The organism is Nocardia sp. NPDC005998 (genome assembly GCF_040614395.1).
Taxonomy (GTDB): domain Bacteria; phylum Actinomycetota; class Actinomycetes; order Mycobacteriales; family Mycobacteriaceae; genus Nocardia.
The window spans coordinates 1-16609 of sequence record NZ_JBEXUI010000041.1; the positions used below are offsets into that span (position 1 = coordinate 1).

At 65.5% G+C, this 16609-nt stretch carries 18 protein-coding genes; 11 read left to right on the plus strand and 7 right to left on the minus strand.

Annotation, left to right across the window (positions count from 1 at the left end):
- The first annotated feature begins 267 nt into the window (after window positions 1–267).
- Together ABZ293_RS34925 and ABZ293_RS34930 are read left to right on the plus strand one after the other, a co-directional pair.
- The gene (locus tag ABZ293_RS34925) at window positions 268–612 is read left to right on the plus strand and encodes a hypothetical protein (protein ID WP_355187786.1); all 345 of its coding nucleotides are present in this window, start codon (window positions 268–270) and stop codon (window positions 610–612) included.
- 110 nt (window positions 613–722) lie between these two features.
- Window positions 723–1232, plus strand: a complete 510-nt coding sequence (locus ABZ293_RS34930) for a GNAT family N-acetyltransferase (RefSeq protein WP_354955768.1) — start codon at window positions 723–725, stop codon at window positions 1230–1232.
- A 16-nt stretch (window positions 1233–1248) separates the two neighbouring features.
- Here ABZ293_RS34930 and ABZ293_RS34935 read toward each other — a convergent pair whose 3' ends face one another.
- Window positions 1249–1899, minus strand: coding sequence for an amino acid-binding protein (locus ABZ293_RS34935; protein WP_355187788.1), 651 nt, complete (start codon window positions 1897–1899; stop codon window positions 1249–1251).
- A gap of 262 nt (window positions 1900–2161) precedes the next feature.
- Between ABZ293_RS34935 and gatC the strand changes: the two genes are divergently transcribed.
- A complete protein-coding gene (gatC, locus tag ABZ293_RS34940; protein ID WP_354955764.1) occupies window positions 2162–2461 on the plus strand; it encodes an Asp-tRNA(Asn)/Glu-tRNA(Gln) amidotransferase subunit GatC in 300 nt (99 codons plus the stop codon).
- A complete protein-coding gene (gene gatA / locus ABZ293_RS34945) occupies window positions 2458–3945 on the plus strand; it encodes an Asp-tRNA(Asn)/Glu-tRNA(Gln) amidotransferase subunit GatA (RefSeq protein WP_355187790.1) in 1488 nt (495 codons plus the stop codon). The genes gatC and gatA overlap by 4 nt, the downstream gene beginning before the upstream one ends.
- Before the next feature lie 94 nt (window positions 3946–4039).
- On the opposite strand, the gene ABZ293_RS34950 is transcribed toward gatA, so the two are convergent.
- On the minus strand, window positions 4040–4927 hold the full coding sequence (locus ABZ293_RS34950; RefSeq protein ID WP_355187792.1) for an SDR family NAD(P)-dependent oxidoreductase: 888 nt from the start codon (window positions 4925–4927) through the stop codon (window positions 4040–4042).
- A gap of 107 nt (window positions 4928–5034) precedes the next feature.
- Here ABZ293_RS34950 and ABZ293_RS34955 point away from each other — a divergent pair, with 107 nt between their 5' ends.
- Window positions 5035–5622, plus strand: coding sequence for a TetR/AcrR family transcriptional regulator (locus ABZ293_RS34955; RefSeq protein ID WP_355187794.1), 588 nt, complete (start codon window positions 5035–5037; stop codon window positions 5620–5622).
- 70 nt (window positions 5623–5692) lie between these two features.
- On the opposite strand, the gene ABZ293_RS34960 is transcribed toward ABZ293_RS34955, so the two are convergent.
- The 3 genes from ABZ293_RS34960 to ABZ293_RS34970 form a co-directional block, all read right to left on the minus strand.
- Complete coding sequence (locus ABZ293_RS34960) at window positions 5693–6139, minus strand: SRPBCC domain-containing protein (protein ID WP_355187796.1); 447 nt, start codon at window positions 6137–6139, stop codon at window positions 5693–5695.
- Window positions 6140–6199: 60 nt separating this feature from the next.
- A complete protein-coding gene (locus ABZ293_RS34965) occupies window positions 6200–7528 on the minus strand; it encodes an alpha/beta-hydrolase family protein (protein WP_355187798.1) in 1329 nt (442 codons plus the stop codon).
- Between the two features lie 122 nt (window positions 7529–7650).
- Window positions 7651–8418: a hypothetical protein gene (locus ABZ293_RS34970; protein WP_355187800.1), complete on the minus strand. Its 768-nt coding sequence runs from the start codon at window positions 8416–8418 to the stop codon at window positions 7651–7653.
- Window positions 8419–8586: 168 nt separating this feature from the next.
- On the opposite strand from ABZ293_RS34970, the gene ABZ293_RS34975 reads away from it, so the two are divergent.
- Together ABZ293_RS34975 and ABZ293_RS34980 are read left to right on the plus strand one after the other, a co-directional pair.
- Entirely contained in the window at window positions 8587–9816 is a 1230-nt protein-coding gene (locus tag ABZ293_RS34975) for a histidine kinase (protein WP_355187802.1), read from the plus strand.
- A 334-nt stretch (window positions 9817–10150) separates the two neighbouring features.
- Entirely contained in the window at window positions 10151–10780 is a 630-nt protein-coding gene (locus ABZ293_RS34980) for a hypothetical protein (protein WP_355187804.1), read from the plus strand.
- 15 nt (window positions 10781–10795) lie between these two features.
- On the opposite strand, the gene ABZ293_RS34985 is transcribed toward ABZ293_RS34980, so the two are convergent.
- Window positions 10796–11545 (minus strand): IS630 family transposase, encoded by a 750-nt coding sequence (locus tag ABZ293_RS34985; protein WP_355187806.1) that lies wholly within the window; start codon window positions 11543–11545, stop codon window positions 10796–10798.
- A 294-nt stretch (window positions 11546–11839) separates the two neighbouring features.
- On the opposite strand from ABZ293_RS34985, the gene ABZ293_RS34990 reads away from it, so the two are divergent.
- Complete coding sequence (locus ABZ293_RS34990) at window positions 11840–12556, plus strand: haloacid dehalogenase-like hydrolase (RefSeq protein ID WP_355187808.1); 717 nt, start codon at window positions 11840–11842, stop codon at window positions 12554–12556.
- Here ABZ293_RS34990 and ABZ293_RS34995 read toward each other — a convergent pair.
- Complete coding sequence (locus ABZ293_RS34995; RefSeq protein WP_355187810.1) at window positions 12553–14034, minus strand: helix-turn-helix transcriptional regulator; 1482 nt, start codon at window positions 14032–14034, stop codon at window positions 12553–12555. The genes ABZ293_RS34990 and ABZ293_RS34995 overlap by 4 nt on opposite strands.
- A 157-nt stretch (window positions 14035–14191) precedes the next feature.
- Between ABZ293_RS34995 and ABZ293_RS35000 the strand changes: the two genes are divergently transcribed.
- Genes ABZ293_RS35000 through ABZ293_RS35010 form a run of 3 tightly spaced genes read left to right on the plus strand, consistent with a single transcriptional unit; the run spans window position 14192 to window position 16604 of the window.
- Complete coding sequence (locus tag ABZ293_RS35000) at window positions 14192–15358, plus strand: radical SAM protein (protein ID WP_355187812.1); 1167 nt, start codon at window positions 14192–14194, stop codon at window positions 15356–15358.
- The gene (locus tag ABZ293_RS35005) at window positions 15355–15978 is read left to right on the plus strand and encodes a 3'-5' exonuclease (RefSeq protein WP_355187814.1); all 624 of its coding nucleotides are present in this window, start codon (window positions 15355–15357) and stop codon (window positions 15976–15978) included. The genes ABZ293_RS35000 and ABZ293_RS35005 overlap by 4 nt, the downstream gene beginning before the upstream one ends.
- The gene (locus tag ABZ293_RS35010; RefSeq protein WP_355187816.1) at window positions 15975–16604 is read left to right on the plus strand and encodes an AAA family ATPase; all 630 of its coding nucleotides are present in this window, start codon (window positions 15975–15977) and stop codon (window positions 16602–16604) included. Before ABZ293_RS35005 ends, ABZ293_RS35010 begins: the two co-directional genes overlap by 4 nt.
- Window positions 16605–16609 lie beyond the last annotated feature (5 nt).

Genomic DNA, 16609 nt, shown 5'->3' on the forward strand with positions numbered 1-16609 from the left:
TGGACTTCAGACGTGAGCTCTTCCTATGTGTGCTGTGGGCGCCAGGCGTGCGGTGGGCGCCAGGCGTGCTGCGAGCGCCAGGCGTGCTGTGGGCGCGTGCTGTGCTGTAGGCGCGTGCCGTGCTGCGACCGCGTGCCGTGCTGCGACCGCGTGCCGTGCTGCGAGCGCCTGATGGTGCCACGATCGCCCGACGGGCCTGTGCATCGGTCGCCTGCGACATCCAGCAGCGCCGACGGCGTGCGCGTGCGGGCCAATAGCATGGGTGCCATGGTGGAGTTCGCGATGCTGGTGATCGTCGGCGGCGCGCTGGTGGCGATGGTCATGATCTACCTGCGCGGGCGCAGCGGGTTCCGGGTGGCGAATCCGGAGTCGGGGACGCTCTATGTCACCGGGGTGAGTCCGCGGCCGGATGCGACCGGTGCGCAGTATGTGACCATCACCGGCAATCTGACGGGCCCGTCGGTGCCCGGGACCGTGGTCTACGGCCGTATGGCCTGGGATGTGAACGATTGGCCTGCCATCGGCGATCTCATCCCGGTCGTCTATCCGTCCGGCAAACCCGAACGCTGGCAGCTCTCGCGCCCGGGCGCGCGTCCGGGGCTCGGTTCCTGACCTGGTCGTAGGCCCGACCAACGGCCTCGGCGGAGTCGGCGGCCTGGGCGGCAAGACCACTCGATCGGGTTGTTGCCGTGCGACTGCTGGGCCGGTGGGAGGATGCCGGTATGGATGCGAAGGACACCGAGCTCGTCATTCGAACTGCTCGGCCGGATGAGTACGACGCGGTCGGTGACCTGACGGTGCAGGTCTACGTCGGTGAAGGTTATGTGCGCGCCGGTAGCCCCTATGTCACCCAACTCGCCGATATCGCCCATCGCGCCGACGCGGCCCAGGTGCTGGTCGCCGTGCACGGCGACCAGGTGGTCGGCGCGCTGGCGGTCGCCCGGCCCGGAACGCCCTATGCCGAGATCGCCCGGCCGGGTGAGCTGGAGTTCCGCATGCTCGCCGTGTCGAAATCGGCGCGCGGCCTCGGCGCGGGAACGGCATTGATACGCACCGTCATCGAACTGGCCCGTGCCGAATCCTTTGACGCCGTGGTACTTACGACCATGCCCGCCATGGTCGACGCGCGGCGGATCTACGACCGCTTCGGTTTCGTCCCTGCGCCGGAACGGGATTGGACGACCGAGGCGGGAGAGTGGTTGACCGTGCTGCGGTTGGATCTTCCGGCCTGATGCCGCGCGGGCGGGCTCAGCCCAGCGCAGTCGCGACGATGCCTGCCAGGTAACCGAGCCGCGCGACCTCGGACGGACGGAAGTCGGGTCCACCGGGTCGCCCGAGCAGCAGCACCTTGCCGGTATTGCCCAGCGGCGCGGCGGCCAGTTTGGTGTCCATATCGCGCCAGATCTGCGGCACCCAATCGGCCTCGGGATCGAGGACGGCGGGCTTCTCCAGCGGCATCCACGGGGCCGAACCCGCTTGGGTCTGCGGCGCGGACTGGCTGCCGACGACGCGGTAGGCACCCTGCGGGCCCATATCCATAATGGTGCTCCAGCCGACCCGCAGCACCCGCGGCACACCCTCGACGAGCACCTGCAGCCGGTCGTCGCGGGCGCTGGCGACCTGGTCGATCAGCTCGAGCTCGCGATGGGTGTCCAGTACGCCGGAGTACGGCCGGATGGAGTCCACGTGCACATCGCCGATCGATTCGGCGGCGGTGATCAAGGTGTCCGGCAGCGCACCCTGCGGCACCTCGACGACGAGGTCGTCGACCGCGAAACCCGCGCCACGCTCGACCACGTCGAGGGAGAGGATGTCGGCGCCGACGGAACCCAGTGCGAGTGCGAGCGCACCGAGGCTTCCCGGTCGATCCGGAAGTTGCACGCGGAGCAGGTATGACACGCGCGTTCCTTTCCTTGGCGGCCGAGGCTCTCAAACGAATACCCGGGTCACGCAATACTTACACCCCCGAGTCCCGGTTATCGACTCGAAGTACGGCCAGTGACGGATGCCACACCGCGAGTTCGCGCGGATGCGGCGTGTCACGCTAGTGGGTGGGGTGTGTCGTCGCACGCCCGGCTCCTGTGAAAATTGTGCAATAGATGGTCGCTAGGCTGTTCGGTGGCCGTTCACCAAGCTCAAACCATGCCGAAAGGGGTCCGCGGTGCCCGCCATCTCCCGCGACGAGGTTGCACACCTCGCCCGGCTGTCCAGGCTCGCCCTGTCCGAAGCCGAACTCGATCAGTTCGCCGGTCAGTTGGATTCGATCCTGAGTCACGTGCGGACCGTCTCCGAGGTCGCCGCCGCCGATGTGCCCGCGACCGCGTCGCCGAATCCGGCGACCAATGTGACGCGTCCGGATCAGGTCGTTCCGTGCCTGACCCCGGAGGAGGCGCTGTCGGGCGCTCCCGCGGTCGAAGACCAGCGGTTCGTCGTTCCGCAGATCCTGGGAGAAGGCGAATGAGCGCAGCATCGCAGAGCGACCTGACCGCGCTGTCGGCTGCCGAACTGGCAGTCAAGATCCACGGCCGCGAGGTGACCTCGGTGGAGGTCACCCAGGCGCATCTGGATCGGATCGCCGCCGTCGACGGCGAGTACCACGCATTCCTGCACGTGGCCGGGAACGAGGCGCTGAGCGCGGCCGCCGCGGTGGACGCCGCGCTGGCCGCAGGCGATGCGCCCGCCTCGCCGCTGGCCGGAGTTCCGTTGGCGCTCAAGGACGTTTTCACCACCACCGATATGCCGACCACCTGCGCCTCGAAAATTCTCGAGGGCTGGGTCGCGCCCTACGACGCGACGCTGACCGCCCGGTTGCGCGCCGCGGGCATCCCGATCCTCGGCAAGACCAATATGGACGAGTTCGCCATGGGCTCCTCCACCGAGAACTCGGCCTTCGGCCCGACCCGTAATCCGTGGGATACCACCAGGATTCCGGGTGGCTCCGGCGGCGGCTCGGCGGCCGCGCTGGCCTCGCACCAGGCACCGCTGGCGATCGGCACCGATACCGGCGGATCGATTCGCCAGCCCGCCGCGGTGACCGCGACCGTCGGCACCAAGCCGACCTATGGCACCGTTTCCCGGTTCGGTCTGGTCGCGTGCGCATCATCGCTGGACCAGGGCGGCCCGTGCGGTCGCACCGTGCTCGACACCGCACTGCTGCACGAGGTGGTCGCCGGATACGATCCGCGCGACTCCACCTCCCGCAATGTGCCGGTGCCACCGGTGGTGGCCGCGGCGCGTCAGGGCGCCACCGGTGATCTGCGCGGCGTGAAAGTCGGTGTGGTGAAGGAACTCCACTCCGACAGCTACCAGCCGGGCGTCATCGCATCCTTCGATGCGGCGGTCGCGGTGCTGAAGGAATTGGGCGCCGAGGTGGTCGAGGTGTCGTGTCCGCACTTCGAGTACGCGCTGGCCTCCTACTACCTGATCCTGCCGAGCGAGGTGTCCTCGAACCTCGCGCGCTTCGACGCCATGCGCTACGGGCTGCGCGTCGCCGATGACGGCAGCCACAGCGCCGAGCAGGTCATGGCCGCCACCCGTGCGGCCGGATTCGGCCCGGAGGTCAAGCGCCGCATCATGATCGGCACCTACGCACTGTCGGCCGGTTACTACGACGCCTACTACGGTCAGGCGCTCAAGGTGCGCACGCTGATCGCCCGGGACTTCGACAAGGCCTATGAGCAGGTCGACGTCCTGATCTCCCCGACCAGCCCGTTCACCCCGTGGAAGCTCGGGGAGAAGGTCGACGATCCGCTCGCGATGTACCTCTCGGACCTGTGCACCCTGCCGACGAACCTGGCCGGACATCCGGCCATGTCGGTGCCGTCGGGGTTGAGCAAGGACGATGGCATGCCGGTGGGTCTGCAGATCATGGCGCCCGCGCTCGCCGATGATCGGCTGTACCGCGTTGGTGCGGCGTACGAGGCGGCGCGGGGACCGGTCGCCTGACGGCGTATATGGCCTGAGCGCCCGGTCTCGTCTCGATTCCTCGGATTTCGACGGGACCGGGCGCTCAGTGCGGCTATCTACCGCTCGATAGCCGCTAGGCGGGCCAGATGAATTCCGGATCCGTCAGATAGTCCTGACGCCGCTGATCCAGTGCCATCGCCACCATCTGGTGCGCACCGGGTCCGATTACCTTGCGCACCGGCGGATTCGGCATGTTCACCAGCGCGATCAACTCCGCCGCGGCGACTTCCGGTGCCGCCTCGACCCATTCGGCAGCGGCATCGGCCGTGGTTTCGCCGTGGCCTGCTGGCTCGAGATCGGTCGTGTCGGTGACCGGCGGCGCAGTCGGGTCCGGGTAGTCCGGCATACCGAGGATGCCACTGCGCAGTTCGTCGTACGCCGGGAGCGCCGTCGCGAACTTCATGCTCGACTTCGCCCAATCGGTGTCGAAGCCGCCCAGCTGTGCCAGCGTGACGTGAATTCCGAAGGGGCGCAGCTCATCCGCGAGTGCTGCGCCGAAACCCTCCAGCGCCCATTTGCTCGCGTTGTACATGCTGAACAGCGGCAGGCTGCCCACCGCGCCGACCGTCGAGATCTGCACGATGTGTCCCGACCCCTGTTTGCGCAGGTGCGGTACCGCTGCCTGCGAAACCCACAGCGCGCCATAGAAATTGGTATCCATCTGGGCGCGGATCTGGGCCTCGGTCAGTTCCTCGACCGCGCCAACCAGACCGTATCCGGCATTGTTCACGATCACGTCGATACTGCCCGCGATCGCGAATGCCCGGTCCACGGTGGCGATCGCGCGGTCGCGGTCGCGAACATCCAAGGGCAGCACCGTCAATCGGTCACTGTCGATATCGGCCATGGACCGCGGATCGCGAGCGGTCGCGACAACGCGGTCGCCACCGGCGAGCGCGGCGAGGGTGAACGCGCGCCCCAGTCCGCGGTTGGCGCCGGTGATGAACCAAGTTCTGGTCATGTCGATCCTTTCGTCGCGAGACGCTCCGTCTCGTTCGGCAAAGATGCCAAGCCGATTCGATCTTGTCAAGACGATACGTTGCGTCTCGTTTCTGGTATGGTCTCGATATGGCCGAAACACCGAGCGCAGCCAGGCGCAGCGAACGCGCCCGCGCCGCGATCCTCGCCGCCGCCACCGAACTGATCCGCGAGCTGCCCTATGCGAAGCTGAGCATCGAGGCCATCGCGGCTCGGGCCGGAGTCGGCAAGCAGACGATCTACCGCTGGTGGCCGTCGAAGGGTGCCGTTGTATTCGACGCGATGCTCGAACTCTATTCCGGCCCGGAAGGTGTCGTGCTTCCGGACACCGGCGACATCCGTGCGGACCTGCGGGAGCTGGTCCGCGGCGCGATCGCCGAACTCACCGATCCGAGTTTCGAGGCCTTCCTGCGCGCGATGTACGTCGAGATCCAGCAGGATCCGGAACTCGGCGCCGCCTATCGCGAGCGACTTCTGCTCCCGCAGCGCGCCGCCATTGCCGAACGCCTGGCCGCGGGCGTCCGGGCGGGCCAACTCCGCGCCGATCTGGACCCCGATATCGCCATCGATCTACTCCTCGGCCCGATTCAGAGTCGCTGGACCCTGGGCCTGCCCGGCCTCACCGAGGACTATGCCGACGCCGCTTTGGATGCCGCCCTGGACCACCTAGCCCCCTGATCCGCCCGTACCCCGCTCGGATTCCGAGCGGGGTACGGATCATGACTGGTACATCGCGATGGAATGGAGATCAGTGGGAGCGTAGGGATTCGGCTTGTCGCTGGATGCCTTCGGTCATATCGGCGAAGCCGCGGCGGAGGTTCTTGCCGAGCAGGGCGACGACGAGGGGGTGCAGCCAACCCGCGAGTTCGAAGTGGGATTCGTAGCGGGTGCGGTCCGGGCCGAGCGCGGTGACCTTGTGTGAGCGCAGGCTGTGCAGGGTGCCGAGCGGGACCGGTTTCATCGAGTAGCTGAATTCGGTGTCCGGGGTATGCGAGACCATCCATTCGCGCTGGCGTCGCGGGCTGGAACCGGACAGTGCGACCAGCATGTCGATGGGTTCGCCGGGGACGAGGGTGCTGCGGGCTTCGATGCAGAAGGGGTTCCACTCGCCGTAGCGGGGGAGGTCGGTGATCACCTGCCACACCAGCTCGGCGGGGGCGTCGATCTCGACGGTGGCATCGATGACAAAGGACATGATCAGTAAACTAGAACAAGTTCTAAGGGTGATCAAGCCTCCGAGCTGCGCAGTCGCCGATCAGCAGGTGCCCATGGCGGTGCCTTGATCGGCGCCGTAGCGGTGGCCGTGGCCCGGCGGCGCGTGCAGTGCGGCGAGCAGGTCGGCGCTGGTCTGCAGGAAGCTGACAACCGGAAGCCATTGCGGGACAGGGGCATCCACCCGAACATCGCGAAGTTCGGGTGCCCGCCACAGCAGCGACGGCGACCAGTGCACCACTGGATCGGAGCTATTCGCCAGCACCGTTGCCCCCGCATGATGCACCTGACCGGCGGGCGGACCCGCCCAGAGCGCGGCGCAGGTGCGGCGGTCCTGGTCGGCGTCATCGGTGAAGATCGAGCTGCCGCCCAGCGCGCCGAGGCTCTGTCCATAGACGTAGAGCCGGGGCTTGTGCTCGAGTGTGCCGATGCGTCGCTCCACCGCGGTGAACAGCGCACGTGCCGAGGCCATCGCATCATCGCGGCCGAAGAGGAAGGTTACCCAGCTCGGGGCATAGGAGTACTGCATGCCGACCAGGGCGACGTCACCGCCGAAGCGTTGGTAGAAGCCGCGGACCGCATTCGCATCGATCCATCCCGACCCGGTCGGTACCGCGAGGACGATATTCGAGCGTTCCAGTCCGCCGGAGCGTTCCAGTTCCCGAATCGCGAGGGCAACACGGGAATCGAGATCCGGTGCGGAGTCGAGTCCGACATACACCCGGACGGGTCCGGCGGGCGATCCGGAAACGAACTTGCGACCCTCCGCGCCCAGCGACGGCCAGCTGATGGCCGATTCGGCGCTGCCGGAGCGGGTATGAGAAACCGGTTGCACCAGTTCGGGATCGATCGTCGCATTGGCGGTGGCATAGGCACTGCGCCGCCAGTCCACCACCGCGGGTACGCCGATCAGATAGAGCATCGATGCCGCGACCGCGGTGACCGCGATCCCGCGCGCCCAGCCGAGTTGCCGCGCGATCCACCGGGTGACGCGGGCGATTCCGGCGACAGTGCCGACGATCACCGCCGACATCACCGCCCAGTGCAGCCAGTAACCCGGGCCGATTGGCGCCGTGTCCATCGCCGTGCGCAACTGGCTCTGCCAATGACTCGCATTTGCGGCCGTGCCGAGGATCGCGATCGCGGTCAGACCGAGCAGTGGTCTCCGGCACCGAGTCAAGCGACGGTTGATGTCGAAATCCCAGTACCGCACGGTAAATCGGAGAACGCCCGCTATGCCGAGCGCGACGGTGGCGAGCAGCCCGGTCAGCACCGCCTGGGCGCTCGGAGTGCGCGGCAGCAGACCGGGTGCGAGCGATATTACTGTGCCGAGTCCGATTCCGAGCGTCGTGCCTATGCGTGGCTGCAGCACGCGGTGAAACCGATTGGCGGCCAGTGTCTTCCACCGACTATATCGAGGTGACCGGCCATTCGGACTCGCCGTCCCGACGGCATTCGGCGCGGTGGCGGCCGGTCTGGTCGTCGTCAACGTGCTCATGCCTGAACCCCCTGTGCACCAATGCGATTCGAAAATCTGGCCGGTGTCCTAACCTCGGCCCGCCGCCGGGCGGACGGCAGCACACCAGCCAGCACCACCCCGAGCCCGACTACACCGGCAAGCCATGCCAGCCACCCGCCGCCGCTCTCGGAACTCTCCGCGCCGAGTACGGATTCGAGCACCGGCACCCCGTAGTCCTGCCGTCGCGAATTCAGATCGACGAATGTGTACGCGATACTCGCCATCGCATTGCAGCGAGCGCGGGAGAACGCGTCGTCGCGGCTCGCGCACGCCTCGTGCATATGCGTGGCCAGCGTCGCGTCGAGGTCCTGCCTGGCCCAACCGGCCAGCGGCTCGTCGCGCTCGCCCGCGTAGCGCAGCAGGTCGTAGCCCAGATCGTGTGCCTTACAAGCAGTTTCGAATTCGGCGGGCAATGTCACCGGTGACGAGCAGTCCCCATTCGGATTCACCAGCAGCCCGTCGACGACGGTCGGCCGATAACCGAACCGGTCCACGAAATCGGCGGGAATCGCGGCGATCGAACCCGGCCCACCCGAGGTCAGGTCGACAACCGCCGCACCGGCCGCGGCGTTTTCCATCGGCCGGTGCACGGTGGCGGCGTGCGCCGCGGGCGCCAGCACAACGGTGGCTGCCATGGTGGTCAGCGCGGCCGCCGTCAATGCGGCGCAGCGTCGGGCGATGGGTTGCGCTCGGGCATCGTGCGCCCCGGCGTCGGCCAGCCTGGCGGTGTTCGGTGTGCTCATGATGCTCGACGCTAGGAATCCGGACCGCCGCACCACCTCACGCCGGGGTGCGGTTTCCCGGCCCGTGCCATCGGGTGAGCGCATGCGCCCGCTCCCCCTGCAGTACTGCGGCGGATTTCACCCGTGGGTATGAGGACCCGGACCGCTCGGTTTCCTAGTGTCGTAGGCATGGAAAAACGGCGTGCCCAGATCAAGCGGATGAATGCGCGAATGTGGTTCGACGCGTGCACCGTGCTCGTGGCGGTGATCTTCTTCGCCGTCGCGTGGCCGACGCTGCACGTCACCCATGTCGTTCCGGTCGCGGTGCAGCCGTTCATCGCCGCGCTGGCGGCCTTCCCGGTTCTGCTGATCCGGCTCAACCCGGCGCTCGGCTGGGCGATATCGGCGGGTTCGGCGCTGATCATCGCGCTGGTCATACCGCATCAGCCGGGCAATGAACTCCCGATTCAGGTGGTGCACATCCTGAGCCTGTTCGCGCTGCTGTTCGCGGTGGCCGTGCGCGCGCCGGTGCCGATCGTTGCCGTTGCCTGGGGTGCGACCTCGCTGCTGGCCGCGACGATGTCCGGTGACGGCGGCGGATTCTCCGGGGGTGCGTGGGCCTGGGCCATCGCCTTCGCCGCGGTCGTCCTGTTCGCGATGCTGGTGCGCTGGCTGGTGCAGTCACGCAAACAGTTGCTGGCTCAGGAGGAGGAGAACGAGCTCGAGCGGGCCCGGCGCGCCATTCTCGAGGAGAAGGCCCGCATCGCCCGCGACCTGCACGATGTGGTCGCCCACCACATGTCCCTGGTGGTGGTACAGGCCCAGACCGCGCCGTATCGGGTCCAGGGTGTGACCCCGGCCGCCCGCGCGGAGTTCGAATCCATCGGCGCGACCGCCCGCGAGGCATTGAACGAGATCCGCGGCATGCTCGGCGTGCTGCGCAGCGACGGTCAACTACCCGAACACGCGCCGCAGCCGAAGGCCGCGGATGTGCTCGGCCTGTTCGAGGCGGCGCGCCGCGCCGGTGTGCGCATCGACTGGACCATCGATGGGCTACTGGATCCGGTTCCGGACTCGGTCGGCCTCGCGCTGTACCGGATCGTCCAGGAATCGCTGTCCAATGCCTCCCGGCACGCGCCGGGCGCTCCAGTCCGCGTATCGGTCGTCATCGGCACCGACGCACTGCAGCTGAGCGTCGGCAACGATCTCAGCGCCACCGTGGCCCGCCCGGTCGGCAATGGCGGCCATGGCCTGGCCGGGATGCGGGCCCGCGCACTGGCGGTGGGCGGGGAGGTGTCCGCTGGTCCTCGGGCGGATGGCGGGTTCGAAGTCCAGGCACATCTGCCGATCGCTCCGGGATCCGGGTCGGTGCCCGACCCGTCGATGGCCGCAGCGGTCGCCGATGCGGCGGACCGGTGAGGGCATAACGTGGGCGCGCCCCGAAATGGCCACGGGGCAACTGATTTTGAAAGCACATGGGTAACTCCATGTACTCACGTCGAACTAGCTTGCGATTGGCATCGTTGTCCAGAGCGGGCACCGCTGGGTGTAGTTGGCTTCATTGGGCCTCTGAGCTGTGGATACGTTGAAGTATCACCCCGTTTCGGCTGTGGTATTGATTGCTAGTGCGTCGTCCAGAAAGGTCGGTGCTGTAATGGTTTCAGTGCCGTGTCCGGTATCGTCGCAGGTAGTGAGGCCGAGTATGGGTGTGCGTGGTGGCGGTCGTGTATACGGTTTGGTGTAGCTTCGGATTATGCTGCGCTGGTTCCGGGTTCATGATCCCGATGGGGATGCGTGGTACTGGTTCGAGGTGGGCGACGGCGGCTGGGCGTTGCGGCAGGCAGTGTTCGAGGCGGCGTTACCCATACCGGTATCCGATCCTTCTGCGCCGCTCATCGACGGTGTAGTCGGTGGCGCGTCGGTTGCAGCCTCGGCCGACGATCTCGCCCGGGTGCGTGAGGAGTTCGGGTTACCTGGCGTGCAGTTCTACGAAGCCGTCTATGGCGTGCTGTCGGAAGGACCCGTGAACGCTCCAGAGAGTGCCACAGGTGCAACCCGGGCAGAGTTCGAGCAGGCCTGGCATACAGCTCTACGCCATCGTCACTTCAGCCGATACGACACTGGTCCGCTTCCCGTGGGGACACGTGTGTCCGGGACTGTCATCGCTCTGCCCTGGGATGCCGGGCGGACCGGGCTGTTCGTGGATATCGGCTCGGTGGCTCATGGGTTCGTTGATCAACTCGACTTGCCGCGTAATCCCCAACAGTGGCCGCAGGTCGGCACCGTTGTCTCGTTGGAAGTCACGACCCTGCGCGTTGATCTGTATTCGCTATTTGGATGGACGAACATCCAGGTCAGGCTTCGGCCGGTTCACAACGCGTGAGCCGGACGCGCCGGGTCACGCTACCTTCTGTAGGTAATCCGGCTTGCGGATCTTGGAGCCGACGGCGAAGTCACGGACCGGACCGGTGTGCTGGTTATGGTAGGTCGCCCGCAGCCGAACCGGCCGACGCTTGGGAAACCAGCCGCGGCCGGGCCCGGGCTGCAGGTTGAGCGGCCCGAACTCATCGACGCAGACGACGCGGCCGTCGGCGGGCGGCCGGTCGTAGAGATCCAGCACCCGGTTCATCTTCGTGGTGAAATCCGGATCGTTGCTGGCTTTCCACGTCTTGGTGGCCTGCCACGACACGCCGTCGGCCTTCAGGACCTGCCGCAGCGTCTCGCGGCTGATATCCGCTATCTTGTTGATCCGCAGCACATCCCGCAGTTTCGACAAGCTCCATGTCGCGAACGGCCAGTTCAGGTCGAGGGGGCAGCACCGGGCGATCTGACAGATCCGGTCACGCGTCGCCTGATCGGTCTTCGCCGGCCTGCCCCCTCTCCATTTTGGGTCCAGAGAGTTGAACCCCTTCTCGTTGAAATCGTGGATCACTTGCCGCACATACGATTCCGACACCTGCATCAGCTTCGCGATCAACCCCACCGGCTGATGCTGCGCTGAGGCCATCACCACCACCGCGCGCCGCATCCGCACCGGCTGCTTACTACGCCGCGCGATCTGAGCCAGCTTGCGGCCCTCTTCCGGGGTCACCGCTCTGACGAACACATCCGGCTTCCGAACCGCCGGCATCACCTCCACCGGCAGCATCGATGCCCCCGGACGCCAAAGCAAGCCGACACCCAGTTACCGCAGCAACCTATCCAGACGAGGCACTAGCGTTGGCGCGTGCGAGCGTCGTTGGGTCGACGTCAGTCATTAAATGGCGGGATTGATGACAAGCGGGCGACGGCTGACCAGCAACCACCCAGGAGACAAGCGATCGTCCCCGAGCGAAGGCCGCTACGTTTCGAAGGTCAGCTCCGAGTCGGCCAGTAGGCCACCCATCACGGACACGGACGCGCAGAGTGCCGCTCAGACAGACCTCATGCCAGAATGTTCGGTATGAGTGCGGCTTACGCGGGTCTGGTCGTCTGGGATGTTGACGGCACCTTGATACCGGCCGACTTGCGTTGGCTCCGAAGGGCTGTCGCCCGCACATATGGTCTTCAGGAGGAGTCGATCGTCTTCCCGAAGGCACGCGTGCATGGCTACACCGACGAGTCGATCGTTGTGGATACAGCTATCGCTTCGGGCGTGCAGTCGGAAGTTGCCGAAGAGGGCGTCGAGCGGTTTCACGAGGTACTGGCCCGTGTGATGTTCGAGGGGGAACAGGAACTCGCCCGTGAGCAGCCAGCGTATCCCGGCGCGTTCGATTCCATTGCCTCGCTGCACGAACACGGGTTCGTGCAGACTGTCTTGACCGGAAATCTGCGTGTAGCAGCCGAAGTCAAACTTCGCGTATCGGGCCTGGACCGACACCTGGATCTGGGTATCGGCGCGTTCGGCGATGACGCGCGTGACCGGTTCGAGCTTCCTGCCGTCGTTGTCGAACGGTTCGCCGCTCAATACGGCACTACGCTCGATGCGAGTCGGACGGTTGTCATTGGTGATGCCCCGAACGACATTGCTTGTGCTCGTCATGCAGGTTTTCACGTTATCGCGGTCGCGCATCGAATGCCCCGTAATGAGCTAGAACTGCATTCTCCCGATGCGGCCTTGGATCGGCTGGACACAGATATGGTGGTCTCGGCCGTAGCTTCCTTAGCGGGTAATAATTAGGAGACCTCGAGGGTTTCTATTCTCTCCCGAAGCTCCCGAACCGGCGTTTCAGTTTTCCATGGCTCGAGTCGGCTGAGCGCGCGCTGAGCGCGTTCAATCCCTCGCGAATTTCCCATTGCAACAAGATTTTCGTATGCGTCTCCCAGCATTCGGCACCCTTCTTCTAGCTCGCCACTCAGTACGTGGGCGCTCGCGAGGTCGACTCGAGCGGCGAGAGCGACATTCCGATTATCTGCTGCGGTTGTACTGATGGCTTGATTCAGTGCACTTATCGCTTTCCGAGGTTCGTTAAGGAATAGCCAGCATGTTCCTTCGTAGACCATAAGCCGTGTCGGATTCCAATCGCTGAAAAGACCGGTCTGATCGGGCTCGGCGATCTCGTCTACAGCGCGGCGTGCGCGCGCTAGTGCTTCTCGACATTCCCTGGCCAGCTTCAACACTGCGAATGCCTGTGCTTGCTCCGCTGCTATCCGAGCTTGCGCGGAGGGTGGAAGAGCATCGGCGACTGCGGCAGCCTCCCCGAGCAGCTGGAGACCGTCCACGATATCGCCGTCTGAACCGATCAGCGTCGCGGCGTCCGAGCGAAGATTGCTTTCGAAGATTCTTGCAATCCCACCGAGTGTTGGGTCTCTAATATCGTCCGCGAGACGTTTTGCGAATGCGCAACTCGCCAGCGCCATCGAACGATCTCCAATTGCGCTCCAGAGTCGACTCGCCACGATTGAGGTTTCGCCAAGGAGGAAACCGATCTGATTTTTGACACGTTCGTCCGCGGCGCTCCGAAACAGCGCTGTCACCGAATTCCGATGCGCCGAAATAAGTGTCAGTAGCGCATCGGGTGCAACGCTTTGTCTTTGGCCTGCAAGTAAGCGGGTCACGGCCGTAAAGCTATTAAGGGTGCGTTCAGAAATTTGTCTTGAACGAACGACAGCCTCTACGGGGTCAGAGTTACGAATAAGGTCGGGGTCTAATGCGCCGGTTGCCGCGACCGCAATTCCTTGAGTGAGGAGTGTGCGACGGTCTATCACAGAAAAATCCCCATCGTCTTCGGATTTACCAGCGGGACCGGCAAGTCCGCCACACGCTAGACCGACGATACGCGGATCGAGAGGCAGTGATACAACTCGGCCGTCGACGATAACCGGCAACATGACGGCGGTGCCGCTGACCGTGTCCTCCGGGGCGGTCGACCTGTTGCGCATGCGCGTGGCGCGTTGCACGTCGTGGGCCTGCGCGCGCAGTGCGACCAGTGCGCCGTCCGCACCGAGCCCGGCGTCCAGCGCGGCCACAAGCTCGCGCGATGGGAGCACGGCGTCCTGATTCTCGGCCATGCCGACGTACTGACGTGTATAGCGAATCTTGGCAGCAAGCTGGCGCTGACTCAGACCCGCTGCCTGCCTGCGGCGTTTGATTTCGCATGCCAACTGGTCGGCGATGCTTGCCGGTTGCCGTTCTGATTCGCTGGTCGGGTTGTTCATTGGTACCCCCTGCATCGGTTCATTCTTACCTACCGCGCGGGGGTGGCAAATCGGCTTTCCGGCGATTTGCCTTCTTCCTTGCATGGGGGGTGTGGCGGTCTGCTCGTTGCAGGCACCGCAAAACCGGTGGCCTGGAATCGAGTGGGAGGCGCAGGCCATGAGAACGACGACCCGCCACGGCGTTCCGCTGCTGGACGTGGCACAGCGAGCGAGGATGCGGCCGGAACTGCTGGACGTGATCGAGTACCGCAAGTCCGGATTGAGCGTGAACTGGATTGTGGGGTGCCCGCTGGATTGTGGGTATTGCGTGCGGCATTTGTTCGACAACTTCGAGATGAAGGTTCCGCGAGCGCTGATGGACGACGACGAAGCCGCCGACCTGCTGACCGGTCATCGGTATTTCCGGCCGCACGTGACACCGATCCAGCTGCTGAACCGGGCTTCCGACCCGATGTTGCCCAGGGTCAAGCAGCACACCTTCACCATGCTGAAACTGCTGGATGCGCTCGGGTTGACCAACCACGTTCTGGTGATCACCCGGTGGCGGATCGAGCCGGAGGACTGCGCGGTCCTGAACTCGATCAAGAATCTTAAAGTCACTGTGTTGGTGACACATTCGGGCATCGATGACCCCCGTGTAGAGCCGGTGGACTCCGCGATCGCGGCGCGATCGCTGGCGACCGCGTTCGAGCGTGCGGACCGGTATCGGGTGGTGTTGTACTGGCGGCCGATCGTGCCCGGTCTCAACGACTCGGACGAGCATCTACGCCGTGCGCTCGCGCTGAGCCACCACGCACACGCGACGGTGTTCACTGGCCTGTTCTTCAAAGACCAGATCCGCGACTATTACCGGGCGAACGGACTGCCCGAACCGTATCCGGACGGTGCCCGGCGCAAAGTGTTCCCCGAGGCGCTGGAACGACGGATTCTCAATGCTGTCGACACCAGTCGGCCCGGTTCCCCATTGTTCCGCAAGACCAGTTGCGCGGTCGCATATGCGCACGGAATCGCCGACTACAACGGCCATTACGGTATCCGCGAACTGTGCGACATCTGCCCGGTCGCGCAGCTACAGCGGTGCGCTCGGGCGTGGCGACGCCCCGATGAACGGCATGTCGCCGATCAGGCCGCCGACCTGGGCGGCACCCTCGTAGAGGTCAACGACCGTGCTGTGGTCGTGGCCGGGTTGGACGAGCAACGCCGCTACTGCCTCCAGCACGGTCACGGCTACCAGGTCCATGACATCGACAAGCCACACCACCACAACCGGCACGGCCGCGCCGATCTGGGCTGGCCCACCACGAGGGAGAACACGCCATCATGACGACACCGATTCCGTTCCCGAACACCCTGCACGAGCGGCAATTGGCCGTGGTCGACGTGGAGGGCAACGGGCAGAACCCACCCGAGATCATTGAGATCGCGGTGTTGCTGGTGGACGGGCCGACGACCCCGGATGCGTTGCGGTCGTGGCTGATTCAGCCGCAACAGCCGGTGACGCCGATCGTCACGCGCAAGGTCCACGGAATTACCAACGCCGATCTCTCCGATTGCCCGCTTTGGCGCGAGGTTGCCGACGAGATCGACGAAGCCCTGTGCGGGCGGGTGCTGGTCGCCCACAACGCCACTGTCGAGCGCAAGGTCCTCACAGCGCATCTGCCGGACTGGAACCCGCCGTTGATTCTGGACACGCTGCGGCTGGCAAAGACGGTCTGGCAGGGGCTGGATTCGTATGCGCTGGACAAACTCATCGAACGCGGCCAACTCGACACCAGCACCGTTGCCGGACACGGCTACCACCGCGCCGGATACGACACCTGGGCCGCGTGGCAGTTGATGTGCGCATTGATCACCGATGGGGAACTGGACTGGCCCGAGTTGGTCACTGCGGCTGGCCTTCCCGAGTTCCTGCCTGTCCCAGAACCCGAAGGAGGTTTGTGGTGAATTCCCTCGATCAGCCGGTCACCATCGCGGTAGTCGGCACCCATTCCACCGGCAAGAGCACCTTCCTCGCCCGGCTGGCTCACGAGCTACGCCGGACGGGCCTGCAAGTCTCCACGGTCGCGGACCTGGGCGAACAAGCGCAACGCATGGGCTTGCCGATCCTGTGGAATCACACTTGGACCTCCACGTTGTGGATCATGACGCGCGGGATCAGCAACGAGCTCGAGGCGTGGCTGCATGGTGATGTGGTGCTGGTCGATCGCGCGGTCCCCGACGCGCTGGGCTACTACCGAGCCGCTCTGGACTATCGCGGCGATACCCCGGACCCGGATGGATGGGCATATCTGGAAACGCTGGCTCGCGCCCATAGCGACCGCTATCACCTCCTCCTCCGCACGCAGCTCGACCCGGATATTCCCTTGGGCACCAACAAGACCCGCGACGGCAACCAGCAATTCCGGACACTGGCCGACTACCACGTCGGGGCGGTGCTGAATGAGTTGGCGCTCCCATGGCTGCCTCTCACCGCCGACGGCCACGAGGCTGCGCTGGCACTGGCGACTGGTTTCGTCGCCGAACGACTCGGTGACGACGCGATCCCCGGCCCCGCCAGTGCCACGGCGTGAGCGGC

Bases quoted from the DNA above. Each gene is read 5' to 3' on its own strand.
- ABZ293_RS34925 (WP_355187786.1), top strand. From the start codon at position 268: ATGGTGGAGTTCGCGATGCTGGTGATCGTCGGCGGCGCGCTGGTGGCG.
- ABZ293_RS34970 (WP_355187800.1), bottom strand. From the start codon at position 8,418: ATGAGCACACCGAACACCGCCAGGCTGGCCGACGCCGGGGCGCACGAT.
- ABZ293_RS34980 (WP_355187804.1), top strand. From the start codon at position 10,151: ATGCTGCGCTGGTTCCGGGTTCATGATCCCGATGGGGATGCGTGGTAC.
- ABZ293_RS34995 (WP_355187810.1), bottom strand. From the start codon at position 14,034: ATGAACAACCCGACCAGCGAATCAGAACGGCAACCGGCAAGCATCGCC.
- ABZ293_RS34950 (WP_355187792.1), bottom strand. From the start codon at position 4,927: ATGACCAGAACTTGGTTCATCACCGGCGCCAACCGCGGACTGGGGCGC.
- ABZ293_RS35005 (WP_355187814.1), top strand. From the start codon at position 15,355: ATGACGACACCGATTCCGTTCCCGAACACCCTGCACGAGCGGCAATTG.
- ABZ293_RS34985 (WP_355187806.1), bottom strand. From the start codon at position 11,545: ATGCTGCCGGTGGAGGTGATGCCGGCGGTTCGGAAGCCGGATGTGTTC.
- ABZ293_RS34930 (WP_354955768.1), top strand. From the start codon at position 723: ATGGATGCGAAGGACACCGAGCTCGTCATTCGAACTGCTCGGCCGGAT.
- gatA (WP_355187790.1), top strand. From the start codon at position 2,458: ATGAGCGCAGCATCGCAGAGCGACCTGACCGCGCTGTCGGCTGCCGAA.
- ABZ293_RS34960 (WP_355187796.1), bottom strand. From the start codon at position 6,139: ATGTCCTTTGTCATCGATGCCACCGTCGAGATCGACGCCCCCGCCGAG.
- ABZ293_RS34955 (WP_355187794.1), top strand. From the start codon at position 5,035: ATGGCCGAAACACCGAGCGCAGCCAGGCGCAGCGAACGCGCCCGCGCC.
- ABZ293_RS34990 (WP_355187808.1), top strand. From the start codon at position 11,840: ATGAGTGCGGCTTACGCGGGTCTGGTCGTCTGGGATGTTGACGGCACC.
- ABZ293_RS34975 (WP_355187802.1), top strand. From the start codon at position 8,587: ATGGAAAAACGGCGTGCCCAGATCAAGCGGATGAATGCGCGAATGTGG.
- ABZ293_RS35000 (WP_355187812.1), top strand. From the start codon at position 14,192: ATGAGAACGACGACCCGCCACGGCGTTCCGCTGCTGGACGTGGCACAG.